A 14353-nucleotide genomic window follows, 5' to 3' on the forward strand; every position below is an offset into this window, starting at 1 on the left:
CGCGCACCGAGCACCGCGGGCGTCACCCGCACCCGCCCTACGAATCCGTCGCCTCCATCAACTCCTACGACGGAAGATCGTTACGCACGGTTCCCACCCCGACCACTGCCAGGGCCACCACCAGGACCGCTGCCATGACTACTGCCACATCCAGAACCGGAACGGGCTCAGGAGCACGATCGCCAGCGCCATGCCGCCCACCACGATCACCACGCTCCACACCCGTCGGCTGCGCTCCGAACGCGCTCCGCGCCGCGGCCCGGTCGGCGCGGCGCGCCACTCGTCCGGCCGCCACGCCCCGGCGGCCCCCTCCCCCCGCGCCGCCTTGCGCTTCCTGCGCCGGCGGCCCAACGCCCTGGAGTCCGCGGCCTGCCGACGGGCCGCCTCCTCGTCGAGGCGCCGCAGCCGTTCGGCCACCATGCGCGCCCGCGCGGACGGCTCCTTCGGCGCCGACGCACGGATGTCGCGCAGACTGTCGCGCTCGAACCGCTCCCACACGTCGTCCGGCATCCCGCCCGCCGCGCCGTCCACTGCCCCGTCCGGTATCTCGTCCTTCTCCGCCACGCCGCCCCCTCGCGCTTCGTCCTGCCACCCCTTGCCCCTCGGCGGATCGCCGTCGAGCGGAGGAATTTCTACGGCAACCCCCAACACCCGCACAAGCTGTGTGATCCAAGCCACATAAGAATTCTGTGAGTTCGAGGACAACCATTCACAGGCGACGCAGGTCATGCATGCGTAACAACGGCCACACCCGCGTCCCCACCGCGGAGGCCTCCACCTCCGTATCGCTCACCGGGTGATACGCCGGACTCCCTGAGGTCTTCATGAAGCTTCGACGTGTCATGGCCGCCGCGGCCGCGACCGCTGCCATAGCCCCGATCGCACTGCTGTCGGCTCCCGCCGCGTTCGCGACCGACGGCACCCCGACCCCGACCACGACGGCCACCGAGTCGGCCACGCCTCCCGCGACGGAGACCCCGACCGAGAAGCCGACCGAGAAGCCGACCGAGACGGCGACGCCCACCCCGACGGCCACCAAGCCGACCACCCCCGCGCCGACCGAGCCCACCAAGACGGCGGAGCCCACGAAGACGGCGGAGCCGACCGAAGAGCCGACCGAGGAGCCCACGGACTGCCCGGTCGACGAGGACGGCGAGGACGCCGACTCGAAGCTGGAGATCGGCCTCTCGGGCCTGCCGGGCAAGATCGTCGCGGGCAGCGGCTGGCACCAGTTCAAGCTGACCGCCTCGAACCCGAGCGACGAGGACCTCGGCGAGGTCCAGTGGCTCGCCCTGGTGGACAACTACACGGAGAGCGAGAAGGAGAAGGACTGGCTCGCCAACTACGCGCAGATCCAGTACTTCAACCCCGACTCCAAGGCCTGGGAGTCCATCTCGGACGAGGTCTCCGGCGGCTTCTACTTCGGCTCCACCCCGCTGGGCGCCAAGGAGAAGGTCGACATCAAGCTGCGCCTCAACGTCAGCGCCAAGGCCCCGGCCGGTGACGGCTACGCGCTCGGCCTCGGCGGCTACCTGGACTCCGAGGAGAACTGCGTGCGCAGCTCGTTCTCCATGTACGAGTTCACGGTCCTGAAGCCGGGCAGCGACAACGAGAACCCGGGCGAGGCCGACGAGAACGAGGGCGGCAAGAAGCCCTCCGGTGGCAAGACGCCCCAGGGCGGCGCCCAGGAGATCCCGGTCACCGGCAGCCTCGCCGAGACCGGCTCCAGCTCCGTGCTGCCGACCATCGGCCTCGTCGGCGGCGTCGCCGTCATCGCCGGTGCGGGTGCGGTCTTCGTCGTCCGCCGCAAGAAGGCCGACGCCACCGCGTAAGCACGTACGCCGGTAACGGCAGCACGCCTGCCGACGGCACGCCGCTCAGCGGCACCTGAAGCACGCGAAAGGACCTGCGCTCGGAGGGGGGTGCAGGTCCTTTCGCGTACGCGGCTTCCGTTGCCGCCGGGCCACTGGTTCTCGGCAGGCGCCGCTACTTCTTCGCAGGCATCGCGGGCATCCCCAGGAAGGGCAGCTTCAGGGCGCCGAACGCGTCCGCCGGTACCGCAGGGGACTTCGGTTCGACGGCGGCGAGACGCACGTACTGCCCGCCCTGTGCGGGACGTGTGTCCTCGGCACCCTTGTTGGGCCAGAACGACATCGCGCGCTCGGCCTGCGCGGTGATCGTCAGCGAGGGGTTCACGCCCAGGTTCGCGGAGACCGCGGCGCCGTCGACGATCGAGATGCCGGGATGGCCGTAGAGGCGGTGGTAGGGGTCGATGACCCCGGTGTCGGCGGAGTCGCCGATCGGGCAGCCGCCGAGGAAGTGCGCGGTCAGCGGGGTGCCCATCAGCTCGCCGATGTTCGATCCGGCGAAGCCGTTGATCTCCTTGGCGAGCAGCGTCGCGGCCTCGGTGGCCTCGGGGATCTGCGTCGGGTTGGGCGCGCCGTGGCCCTGCCGGGCGGTCAGCAGGCCCTTGCCGATGCCCTTCTCCTTGCGGTACGTGGTCAGCGAGTTGTCGAGAGTCTGCATGACCAGGCCGATGATGGTCCGCTCCGACCAGTGCCGGTTGGAGAGCGAACGGGCCATCAGCCAGGGATGCCTGGCCACGTTGCCGAGCCATCCGGCGACACGCGCCTTGCCGCCCTTGATGCTGTACGGCACCTGCAGGATCGTCAGGCCGCCCATCGCGTTGGACTTCTTGCCGTAGCGGACCGGCTCGATGTGCGTGGAGGCGTTCGGGTGGATCGACGAGGTGATCGCGACGCCCTTGGTGAAGTCCACCTTCTCCACGCCGTGCCGCTTGCGATAGCGGCGGTCGGTGGTCTGCGTGCCGACCAGGGCCTCGGAGTTGGTGCGGGTCAGCGCGCCGAGCCGCCCCGAGATGCGCGGGAGCAGGCCGGTGTCCTTCATGCGGTGCATGAGCGTCTGCGTGCCGTAGGTGCCCGCCGCGACGACGACCTCGCGGGCGGTGAACGTACGTCCGTTGCCCTTGCGCTTGTTGTCGGTGGGCAGCGTGGCGACGGCGAACCCGCCCCGCGAGTCCTCGGTGAGGCTGACGACGGAGGTCATCGGGTGGATGACGGCGCCCGCCTTCTCCGCCAGGTAGAGGTAGTTCTCGTTGAGGGTGTTCTTCGCGCCGTGCCGGCAGCCCGTCATGCACTCGCCGCACTCGGTACAGGCCTTGCGCGAGGGGCCCGCGCCTCCGAAGTAGGGATCGGGAACTTCCGCGCCCGGCTCGGCCGTTGAAGTACCTGAGGCGTCCTGTTCGTCGCCGAAGAAGACACCGACCGGTGCCATGTGGAAGCTGTCGCCCACTCCCATGGCCTGGGCGGTCGCCTTCAGATGGACGTCGGACGGAGTCGTGGTCGGGTTGATCCGCACCCCGAGCATGCGCTTGGCCTGCTCGTAGTAGGGGCTGAGCTCGCCCTGCCAGTCCGTGATGTCCTTCCACTGCGGGTCGTTGAAGAACGGCGCGGGGGGCACGTAGAGCGTGTTCGCGTAGTTCAGCGAACCTCCGCCGACGCCCGCCCCGGCGAGCACCATCACGTTGCCCAGCAGATGGATGCGCTGGATGCCGTAGAGGCCGAGGGCCGGTGCCCAGAGGTAGTTCTTGAGGTCCCAGGAGTTCTTCGGGAGCGACTCACGGGTGAAGCGACGCCCCGCTTCGAGCACGCCGACGCGGTAGCCCTTCTCCGTCAGACGCAGGGCGGAGACGGAGCCGCCGAAGCCGGACCCGACGACGATGACGTCGTAGTCGTACGACGCGTCGTCGTAGCCGCCCGCCTCACTGTCCGGCTGTTTCTGGACAGAGCTCTCCTGTGACATTGACTCTCCTCGTTGAGAACTAACCCCTGGAGAACGGCTCTTGAGGACCCGGACCCATGGCTGGCCGGCCCCGCCTACCGCAGGCGCAGGGACTTCATGACCTTCAGGCTCAGGCTCATGAACGCCGCGTACTTCTCGTCGTCCATGCCGAAGGACGGCGCGAGGGGCATCAGACGCTGGTGCGCGACGGTCTGCGCCTCGGTGTACTTCAGGATGCCCTCGGAGCCGTGGCGGCGGCCGAGGCCCGATTCCTTCATGCCTCCCATCGGTGCCTGCACACTGCCGTAGGCGGGTGCGAAGCCCTCGTTCACGTTGACCGTGCCGGTGCGCAGGCGGGTGGCGATCTTGCGGCCGCGGCTGCCGTCCTTCGTCCAGACCGAGGAATTCAGTCCGTACGAGGTGGAGTTGGCAAGCTCGACAGCTTCGTTCTCGTCGGTGAAGCGGTAGACGGAGACGACCGGCCCGAAGGTCTCCTCGCCGCACACGGCCATCGGGGACTCGACGCCGTCCAGGATCGTCGGCTCGAAGAAGTACGGGCCGATGTCGGGCCGGGCGACGCCGCCCGCGAGCACCGTGGCGCCCTTGGCGACGGCCTCGTCGACATGCCGCTTGGTGGTCTCCAGCTGCCGCTCGCCGACCAGCGAGCCCATCTCCGCGCCGTACGCGAGGGAATGGCCGAGCCGCATCGCCTTCGTCCGCGCGGCGAAGCGCTCCAGGAACGTGTCGGCGATCGACTCGTGGACGTACAGCCGCTCGATGGAGATGCAGAGCTGGCCCGCCGACGAGAAGCAGGCGCGCACCGCGCCGGCCGCCGCCTTGTCGATGTCGGCGTCGTGCAGGACCAGCATGGCGTTCTTGCCGCCGAGTTCGAGCGAGACGCCGACGAGCCGGCCCGCGGCGCCCTGGGCGACCTCGCGGCCGACGCGGGTGGAGCCGGTGAAGGAGACGTAGTCGGCGTGCTTGACGATCTCGGGTCCGACGACGGGTCCGTCACCGAGGACGACCTGGAAGACCTCGGCGGGCAGACCGGCCTCGATGATGAGGTCACGGGCCCACAGGGCGGTCAGGCAGGTCTCCGTGTCGGGCTTCATCACCAGCGCGTTGCCCGCGACGAGCGCGGGGAGCGCGTCGCCGATGGACAGCTCGAGGGGGTAGTTCCAGGGCGCGATCTGGCCGACGACACCGCGCGGCTGCCGGTTCTCGGTGACCTTCGTGAGGGTCGGTACGACGCCGGTGTGCCGCTTGGGGTTCAGATACGCGGGGGCCTTGCGGCCGTAGTGCCGCGCGGCGAGCGCGACGGCCTGCAGTTCCTCGTGCGCGTGCAGCCGGGCCTTGCCGGTCTCCAGCTGGATGAGGTCGAGGACCTCGGCCTGGCGCTGCAGGACCAGGTCGTGAAAGCGGAGCAGGACCGCGGCGCGGCGGCGGACCGGGGTGCGCTCCCAGGCGACCTGGGCGACCCGGGCGCGCTCGAAGGCGGTGGCGACGTCCTCGGGGGTGGACTCGGGCAGGTCCGCCAGCTTCTCACCGGTGAACGGCTGGTGATTGGCGGTCCGTCCCGAGCCGATCACATCCCGGGTGAGCTGCGCGATGAGCTCGGGAGTCACCACGTCGGCGGCGGTGCGCGCGCCTGCGGGGGCGGTGGCTATCGGGTTCGTGCCGAGGGGCGCTGCGGTCGCCTGCGAGTCCGTCATGCAGGTGAGCGTAAGCCCAGGTCAAGGTTTTGGGTACCCGTCGGTAATCAGCTTTCACCGCGTACACACACAACGCCAGTGATCACTGGCGGCAAAGCCCCTGATCAGGGGCTTAGCAGGAGTTGATCAACGGGGGCCCGAATTTTCGAGCCCCCGTCGCCGGGCCGGGCGGATCAGAGCTCGTCGATCTCCAGGTTCGCGATCGCGGTCTTGGCGACCTCGCGACCGCGCTCGGTGAAGTCGCCCTTGCCCGGGTAGTCGATCCACAGCCGGTACATGTTCCCGGAGCGGGTCTTGTAGTAGAAGATCTTGGCCTCGTGCGGCAGCTCGGACTCCGAGTCGGTGTAGGTCACCGTGTTCTCGGCCGCGCCCCGCTCCTTGTACTTGGTGCCCTGCGTCTTCCCCTGGGGCGCGGGGTCGCTGCTCATGTGGCTGAAGGCCGTCTCGCCGCTCGCCTTGAAGTCCTCCATGTCGGCGTACGCCTGGGACTCGGCGGACCCGAGGATCTCCGCGGAGGTGTCCTTCTTCTCGGCGAGGTCGAGCGTGATGAAGACGGAACCGCTGGGGTCGGTGTACCTGACCCACGTCTTGTCCGTGTCCGTGGGTTCCGGCTTGCTCTCCACGTAGTGCTCGGGCGCGGAGACCGTGGCCGCGACGACCTTGGACTCGTGGTCCTTCCAGCCCTCCGCGTCCGAACCCCCGAACGGGTTCAGCGCCACGAGGACTCCCGCCGCCACGGCCGCGACGACGACGCCCGCGATGACGGCCAGCGCCCTGCGGCTCAGGAAGACGCCCTTGCCGCCGCGCCCGTCACCACGTCCGTCTCCCGTGACCGTGACGACCTGCGTCGGCGCCGGCTGCGGCGGTCTCGCCGCCTCCTCCAGGAGCGCGCGGACCTGCGCCGCGCGCGGGCGCTGGCCGGGCTCCTTGATCAGGAGGCCGTTGATCGCCTGCGCGAGCGGACCCGAGGCCGATGCGGGCGCGGCGGGCGTCGCGTTCAGGACGGACTGCAGAGTCGCCGGGGTGTTGTTGCGGCGGAACGGCGAGACGCCCTCCGTCGCGGCGTAGAGGACCACGCCGAGCGACCAGAGGTCCGAGGCGGGGCCGGGGCGCTGGCCCAGGACCCGCTCCGGGGCGATGAACTCGGGCGAACCGACGAAGCCGCCCGTGTCCGTCAGGTTCGTCTCGCCCTCGATCTGGGCGATGCCGAAGTCGGTGAGGACGACACGGTCGTGCTGCCCCAGCATCACGTTGTCCGGCTTGACGTCACGGTGCAGGATGCCCGCCTGATGGGCGGCGTCCAGGGCGCCGAGCACCTCCAGGCCGATGCGGGCGGCGTCGCGGGCGCCCAGGGTGCCCTCCTGGAGCGCGGCGCCGAGCGAACGCCCGTGCACCAGCTCCATGACGATCCACGGCTGGCCGTCCTCCACCGCCACGTCGTGGACGTTGACCACGGCCGGGTGGTCGAGGCGGGCCGCGGCGCGTGCCTCGCGGCGCATCCGCTCGAAGACGTTGGTGCGCTCGCGCTCGGGCAGATGGTCGGGGATGCGGGGTTCCTTGACGGCGACCTCGCGGTCCACCGTCTCGTCCTTCGCGCGCCAGACCGTGCCCATGCCGCCGTGTCCGAGCTTGGACAGCAGGCGGTAACGGCCCGCGATCAGCCGGCCCGCGCCCGGATCCGGCTCGGACGGCTGATTCGGCACCACCTGCGTGGGCTGGGCGTGCGGCGAGAGCGGCTGCGGGTGCGGGTGCGGCTGCGGGTCCTGCGCGTACGGAGACTGGGGGTCCTGGGCGTACGGGGACTGCGGGTCCTGCGCGTACGGGTTGGCGTCCTGACCGTACGGACCGCCCTGCCCCCCTTGCCCAGGCGCACCGGCCTGCGGCGGCTGTGGCGGCTGCAGGCCGAAACTGGTCGGTTCGTACGGCCCGTAAGAGGCTCCCCCGTCATTACTCATGCCCCCATGAGTACCTTGCCGAAGGCCCCGGGTTCCACTGGGGTCACTGACTTGTGACAGGGGTGGTGCGCCGGGCGGGAACTCAGCGGCGTACGAACGAGTCCACGGCCGTGTCGAAGTACCGCCTGCCCTCCGCTGCCCTGCCGACCGGCGCCGAGACCCACACGTCGTACATCCGGCCGCCCTCCTCCCAGCACAGGTCGTACGTGTGCCGGTCGCCCTCCGCCTCCGTGAAGCCGTCCCAGCTGAACTGCCAGAGTGCGGCGGGCCGTCCGTTGTGCGACGTCTCGGTGACCTCGGCGTCCCGGTAACCGGGGTTGTTCTCCGGCCCCTTGGCGTCGGAGCGGCGCTGCACGGCGAGCGGTCCGCCCGGCTCCGGGGCCGACTCCTTGATGCCTATGCGGAACGTGCCGCCCGACGACTTGTAGAAGACGCGGGGCCCGTCCACCTCGCGCCTGAAGCCGTCGGGCACGGCGAGAGTGAAGCCCCGGTCGTCCTCCGTCACGCGGTAGCCCTCCGGGGCCTCCGGCGTGGAGGGCTTGGGGGTGCGGGAGCCGCGCGTGACCGTCACCGTCGGGGTCGGCGAGGGCGAGGGGCTCACCGTCTTCGTCTGCGCGGACTGCGTGGACGGTGTCGTGGGCGTGCCGTCGCCGTCCCTGCCCAGCAGCAGCGCGGCGGACACCCCGGCCCCGGCCACCGCCGCCACGAGGGCGGCGGCGATCAGCATGACCCGGCGACGGCGACGGGATGGCCCCGCCGGCTGCCCGGGGGGACGCGTGGGCAGGTCACGGTAGGTGGGTGTGTAGCCGCCCGGCCCCGCGCCCGGCAGCGCCGACGGCTGACCGCCGGCCCGGCCCGCGGGCGTCGACGGCATCCGCCCCGTCTCGACGTACGTCCGCAGCAGCCGCTCCGCCTCCACCGTGCCGAGCCGTCGGTCGGGGTCGCGTTCGAGGAGGCCGAGGATGACGGGCAGCAGCGGAGCGGCGGCGGGCGGCGGGCGGATCTCGTCGAAGACGACGGCGTGCAGCACGCCGCCTATCGAGTCCCGGCGGAAGGGCGACTCACCGGTCATCGCGGTGACGAGGAGCGCGCCGAGCGACCAGAGGTCGGACTCGGGCCCGGTCCGCTCGCCCGACATCCGCTCGGGCGCGGTGTATTCGGGAGAGCCCACGAACGATCCGGTCTCCGTGAGCGTCGTCGCCCCGCTGACCTGCGCGATCCCGAAGTCGGTGAGGACGACACGGCCGGTCGTCTCCTCCAGGAGGACGTTGGCGGGCTTGATGTCGCGGTGCAGGACCCCGGCGGCGTGCGCGAGACGCAGCGCGCCCAGCAGGGCTATGCCCATCCGGGCCACCTCCCGCGCGCCCATCGGACCCACCCGCGCGATCCGCCCGGCCAGCGAACCGCCCTCGATCAACTCCATGACGATGTAGGGGTGGTCGCTCTGTACGACGACGTCGTGGACGACGATGATGTGCGGATGGCGGAGCTGCGCCGCCGCCCGCGCCTCGCGCAGGGTCCGTTCGCGCTGCTGCGTCGAGTCGGTGTCGGAGAGCGTGTCGTCGAGGGCGAGTTCCTTGACGGCGACCCGGCGGCCGAGGAATTGATCCGTGGCCTGCCAGACCACGCCCATGCCACCCCTGCCGAGCCGCGCGTCCAGGCGGTAACGGCCAGCTATGACCCGGGCGTTGTCCCCCACGCTCCCCATGCGGCCATCATGCCCCACACGTGTGCGGACGGACCCTGCGGGCGTGTGTGGCGGACTGGTTCCGGCCGCTCGCCCCAGCCGCCCCGGCCGGGAACCGTCGGGCTCAGGGCTCTCGCCAGCTCCGGACGATCGCGTCGAACTGCTGCCGTGCCGTCTTCCAGTCGGCCGCGGGGGACGACATGTAAATCACGTACTCGACGCCGTCACGGCTGATATAGCTCTGTGAGATGGCGCGGCGCGGGCCCTTGGTGGTGTCGTTCGCCCCCGCCTTCCAGCTGAACTCCCAGAGGGCGCCCTGCTGGTCGCGGAAGGTGTTCTGGTCCAACTGCAGCCGCTTGTAGTCGGGAAGTTTGGTCCGCAGGTTCTTCTCCAGCGCGAGCTGATGCCTGTAGGGGTTCTCGAACGTCGTGTTGCGGTCGATGCTGATACGTACGAAGTGCCGGCCGAAGTCCGGGGTGTAGTCGATCTGGCTGCCGTCGACCTCGCGCTCCCAGCCCTTGGGCAGCATGATGCTGAAGCCCTCGGCGTCCTTCACCCGGTGCCAGCCCTTGGGGATGCCGCCGACGGTCTTGCCCGGATCTCCGTCGCTGGAGTTCTGCGTACCGCCGTTGTGGTCCGCGTAGTACAGGTAGCCCGCGGTTCCACCGCCGAGCAGCACGGCCGCTGCGACCACCGAGACGATCGCGGTCGTCTTGCGGGACTTCTTGGGGTGGGACGGGGGCTGGGGGGCACCCTGGACAACAGTGCCGGAGTGGTGGGGGTAGAGGCCCGGGGCGGGGGTGGCGCCGGAGGCCGCGGGGTCGGTGGCGAAGCCAGTGCTGCGGCTTCCGCTTCCGTAGGTGCTGCCGCTCCCGCTTCCGTACATGCTGCCGTTCCCATTTCCGGGGACGGCGGTGCCGGGCTCCATGGAGTGGTGGCCGGGGGGCGGGGTGTGCTGTTGCTGGGCCTGCGACTGCGCATGTGGCTGCGACTGCGGGTGTGGCTGTGACTGCTGGGACGTGGGGTGGATCTGCGTCGGCACGTACGCCTGCGCCGCGCTCGGCCGACGTCCCTCCACCGCCTCGGCGAGCATCAACTCGGCGACCTCCGCGGTCGGCCGGGTGTTCGGATCCTTGCGGAGGAGTGCGCTGATGACGGGGGCCAGCGCCCCCGCGTGCTCGGCCGGCTCGGGCTCCTCCGTGACCACGGCCTGCATGGTGCCCAGCGGGGACGTGCGCCGGAACGGGGAATTCCCCTCGACCGCCGTGTACAGCGTCGCGCCGAGCGCCCACAGGTCGGACGCGGGCCCGGGGTTGGCGCCACTGACCCGCTCGGGCGCCAGATAGTCGACGGAGCCGACGACCTCGCCGGTCCGCGTGATCGTCGTGTCCCCCTCGATCGCGGCGATCCCGAAGTCGGTGAGCAGGATGCGCCGGTCGTCCGCCAGAAGTACGTTGCCGGGCTTGACGTCGCGGTGCAGGACCCCGGCGGCGTGCGCGGCGCGCAGGGCCTTCAGGGTCCACAGGCCGATACGGGCGGCCTCGAAGGGATCGATGCGGCCCTGGTCCTTGACGGCGTCGGCGAGCGAACACCCCTCGACCAGCTCCATCACGATCCAGGGCCGGTCGTCGTACTCAAGGACGTCGTGGACGGTGACGACCGCGGGGTGGTTGATCCGGGCGGCGGCCCGCGCCTCCGCGTGCGTACGGGCGAAGAGGATCGCGCGGTCCGCCTCCTGCACGAACTGCGCAGCCGTCAGCTCCTTGACGGCGACGGTCCGGTGCAGCACCTCATCGCGCGCGCGCCACACCCGTCCCATGCCACCGCGGCCGATGGACTCTCCGAGCCGGTAGCGGCCCGCGAGGAGCAGGCCCTGCATCTGATTCACGATCCCCCGCATTGGTTCTGACATGGCCAGGGTAGGGAGCGGCCGGCGCACGGGGAACCTCCGGGGGTACTCGGAGACCTCACTGTGACGCGCGACGCAACGACGCCGGGCCGTTCCCGCGGTCGAGGAACACCACGGAACAACGGTCAGGAGCAGTCAATTACCGCGCCCGAAGAGAAACATGATGACTGATAAGCGACGAGTGACGGACTGTGAACTCTGGGCGATGCTCAATCGGTGACCTGATATGTCGAGGAGGCCTGCTCATAGAGGCGGTCCACTTTGTCACGCTCGGATTCCGGCCCCCGGATCTGCACGACGTGATACTTCCCGCCGACGATCATCGCAAGATTGCGTACGAAGATGTCACCACCTCCCGAACCCTGCCAGGTGAACTGCCCCTCACCCATGATCCGGCCGCCCACGTCGATCCTGCGCATCCCGGAGGACACCGCCCAGGTCGAGTCGCGGAACGGCTGCAGCTCCCGCTCGTGCTCACGCTGGTACTTCATGGGGTCACTGCCGTACTCGTCCGTGCCGTCCCGCCCCGGCACGACGATGAGTTCGAAGTCGCCCTTCTTGTAGACGACCTGGCCCCGGCCGTTCTTGGGCTGCCGGTCCCAGCCGCTGGCGACGGCGACCCGGAAGCCCTCGGCGTCCTTGCGGAGCGTAAAGCCCTGCGGCACCTCGGGCCCGCTGGTCTGCGGCTTCTCCGAGCCGGGGCTCTTCTCCGGCTTCCCGCTGGGCTCACCGGACCTGCCGTCCTCGCTGGGCCGGGCACTGGAGCTGCGGCCGGGGTCGGGCGCCTGGCTGGTGCCGGGATCCCCCGCGGAGCCGGCGCGCTCACTGCCCTTGTTCTCACCCGACTTGGGCATGAAGAGCATGGCGTACGCGACTGCCGCGACGAGCCCGATCAGGATGGCGATGAGCAGGAGGCGCCCCAGGGAACGTGGCCGTCCCGTCCCGCTCCGCTTGGGCCCGCGCGACGAGACTGCCCTTTCGGACATGGGAGCTGACCGGCCGGGCACGGATGCTGCCCGCCTGGACTCCGAACCCATGCGCTCGGTTCGCATCGACTCTGCCCATATGGACTCTGTCCGCGGCGCCTCCGGCCCCGGGGCCTCTGTTCGCATGGGCGCGGCGGCTGTCGGCCCGGCTTCCCGCCCGCGCTTGTGCTTGTGCTTGCGGCGCCCGTTCTTCCGGGAGTTCGGGGCGGGGGCGACGGCGGGCGCGGAGGCGCGCCGCTTCTTACGCCGTACGATCTCGCCGCGACGGCGTACGACAGGCAGCCGCCTGGCGTCGAACGGCGGCGCGGGCACGACGTTCGCCCCGGCCTCCGGCTCGGGTGCCGAGCGCACCAGCGACCGCAGCCAGCCGCTCAGTTCCTCGATGTCGAGCCGCTCGGTGGGGTCCTGCCGCAGCAAGGACTCGACGACGGGCCGGAGCGGCCCGCACTCCTCCGCGAAGGCGGGCGGTTCGGCGCACACCATCTGGACGAGCTCGAAGGTGCTTTCCTCCGGGTAGGGCGCGTGGCCCTGCACGGCCCGGAACAACAGGGCGCCCAGCGCCCAGAGGTCGGTGGCGGGCCCGATGGGCGGGGCCAGCTGCCAGTTCTCGTGCACGGGCCCCGCCTGCTCGGGCGCCCACCGCTCGGTCACCCCTCCGACCACGGTCATCCGGGCATGCCGGGCCCGCTCCGCGGCCAGAGCGGTGGCGGGCCCCCGCCGCACCCCACTCCGCTCGGCGACGAGGGCGTCCCAGTAGCTGTGGCCGGATGATGCTGGGGGGGCCGGGGGGTTGGGGTTGGGGTTGGGGTTGGGGTTGGGGGTTTTGGTGCTGGGGCTGTGGGGACTGAGGGCAGGGGTGAGGTGGGCCCCCGTCCCGCCTCGGCTGACCGCGGAGCCAGGCGCGCTCTGGCTCGACGCGGGCCCGCTCTGCCGACCGCCGCGCGGCATGTCGTGACGTGAGTCGGACCGGCCCTGCACACCGGGGCTCGGGACGTCCTGACGGGAGGCGGGGTCGTACGCGGGGTCGAACCCGGGCCCGGGTCCACTGCGGCCCGACGCGGCGGCGGGCCCGCGACCGTACGCAGCACCGGCACCAGGCGCTCCGGGGTCCGAAGCTCCCGCTCCCCCGCTTCTCGGCACCGCCCCGTGCCACGGCTTCGTACCCGCGACCCCGTACGGATCCAGGATCCGCCCGGCAGCCTCGGCTTCGGCTCCACCGCTCCGCTGCTCCGCGCCGTACCCGCGCGCCCCTTCCTCGTCGTACCCCTCGTACCCTTCGCACCCCTCGGCCCCCTCGGCCCCCGCCGAACCGCCGCCCCTGGGGCCCGGCACCTCCGCGCCGCCCCGTGACGCCGGATCCCGGCGCCCCTCGGCCTCGCTCACCCGCGCCGCGGCCCGCGTCCCGGCGCGATACGCGGCTATGGCACTGGTCCGTGCCGACCGCGCGTCACTTCCGGGCTCTGGGGTCGGCGGGGCCGGGGCAGCCTCGATCGCGGCGTGCCCGCGCGACCCGCCAGATTCCTCGACCTCATAGCTCTCGTAGCCCTCGTTGGCCCCATAGGCCTCGTCGGACTCACTCGCATCGGGTCCAGCCTCGGCATCAGCGGCAGCCCCGACATCGGCATCCGCCTCGGTGCCGCCCCCACTCTCGAACCCCGCGAGAAACTCCTCGGGCCGAGGGTCGTACCCGCACAGCGCCTCTTCCGCCGCGCCCGCCGCGAGGCCAGTGAGGACCACCCGGCCGTCCTCGCAGACCAGGACCGTGCGAGCGGTGATGTTCCGGTGGACCCAGCCATGCGCGTGCAGCACCCGCAACGCCGTGACCACGTCCGACGCGACCTCCGCCGCCCGGTAGGGGCTCAGCGGCCGGTCCGCGAGCAGCGCGGCCAGCGGCCTCGCCGCCACCAACTCGCTGACTATCCACAGCGAGCCCCCCTCGGCGAACACGTCGAAGACCTGGTCGAGCCGCGGGTGGTCGGGAATCTGCGCGGCGGCCTGCGCCGCCTCTATCGCGCGGCGCACCGCGGGGTCCGAAGGCCTCCGCGTCGTACGCGCCGACGGCCGCCGCACCGCCCCCGCGCTCACGAACCCGGCCGGAAGCTCCCCTTCCGGGAGATCACGCTCATCGAGCTCAAGTACTTCCGCGTCGACGACCTCAGGTAACGGCACCTGCCTGACCAGGACTTCCTGCCCGCTGTACGTGTCGAAGGCCCGCGTCTCCGCGAGTTCGTACTCGTCCGCGGGAGGCAGCGGCAGGCGATAGCGGTCGGCGAGAACCCGCCCCGCGTATTCGTCCACGACGC

Annotated in this window: 8 protein-coding genes; 1 reads left to right on the forward strand and 7 read right to left on the reverse strand. The window is 71.2% G+C overall.

All coding sequences use genetic code 11. The features are described 5' to 3' along the window. Window positions 1-138 precede the first annotated feature (138 nt). Window positions 139-564 (reverse strand): hypothetical protein, encoded by a 426-nt coding sequence (locus tag OG302_RS17755; RefSeq protein ID WP_371527706.1) that lies wholly within the window; start codon window positions 562-564, stop codon window positions 139-141. A 260-nt stretch (window positions 565-824) separates the two neighbouring features. Here OG302_RS17755 and OG302_RS17760 point away from each other — a divergent pair, with 260 nt between their 5' ends. Next, window positions 825-1832 carry an LPXTG cell wall anchor domain-containing protein gene (locus OG302_RS17760; RefSeq protein WP_371527707.1) on the forward strand — a complete coding sequence of 336 codons (1008 nt, stop codon included), beginning with the start codon at window positions 825-827 and terminating at the stop codon, window positions 1830-1832. 154 nt (window positions 1833-1986) lie between these two features. Here OG302_RS17760 and OG302_RS17765 read toward each other — a convergent pair whose 3' ends face one another. The 6 genes from OG302_RS17765 to OG302_RS17790 all read right to left on the reverse strand — a co-directional run bounded on the left by OG302_RS17765 (window position 1987) and on the right by OG302_RS17790 (window position 14348). Further along, the gene (locus OG302_RS17765; RefSeq protein WP_371527708.1) at window positions 1987-3822 is read right to left on the reverse strand and encodes a GMC oxidoreductase; all 1836 of its coding nucleotides are present in this window, start codon (window positions 3820-3822) and stop codon (window positions 1987-1989) included. A gap of 74 nt (window positions 3823-3896) precedes the next feature. Further along, complete coding sequence (locus OG302_RS17770; protein WP_361837331.1) at window positions 3897-5513, reverse strand: succinic semialdehyde dehydrogenase; 1617 nt, start codon at window positions 5511-5513, stop codon at window positions 3897-3899. 173 nt (window positions 5514-5686) lie between these two features. Beyond that, complete coding sequence (locus OG302_RS17775; RefSeq protein WP_371527709.1) at window positions 5687-7468, reverse strand: serine/threonine-protein kinase; 1782 nt, start codon at window positions 7466-7468, stop codon at window positions 5687-5689. A gap of 82 nt (window positions 7469-7550) precedes the next feature. Beyond that, the gene (locus tag OG302_RS17780; RefSeq protein WP_371527710.1) at window positions 7551-9176 is read right to left on the reverse strand and encodes a protein kinase; all 1626 of its coding nucleotides are present in this window, start codon (window positions 9174-9176) and stop codon (window positions 7551-7553) included. A 103-nt stretch (window positions 9177-9279) separates the two neighbouring features. Beyond that, on the reverse strand, window positions 9280-11034 hold the full coding sequence (locus OG302_RS17785; RefSeq protein WP_371750152.1) for a protein kinase: 1755 nt from the start codon (window positions 11032-11034) through the stop codon (window positions 9280-9282). A gap of 239 nt (window positions 11035-11273) precedes the next feature. Next, window positions 11274-14348 carry a protein kinase gene (locus OG302_RS17790; protein WP_371527711.1) on the reverse strand — a complete coding sequence of 1025 codons (3075 nt, stop codon included), beginning with the start codon at window positions 14346-14348 and terminating at the stop codon, window positions 11274-11276. Between the last annotated feature and the right edge of the window lie 5 nt (window positions 14349-14353).

It is taken from the genome of Streptomyces sp. NBC_01283, from assembly GCF_041435335.1.
In the GTDB taxonomy this organism is placed as follows: domain Bacteria; phylum Actinomycetota; class Actinomycetes; order Streptomycetales; family Streptomycetaceae; genus Streptomyces.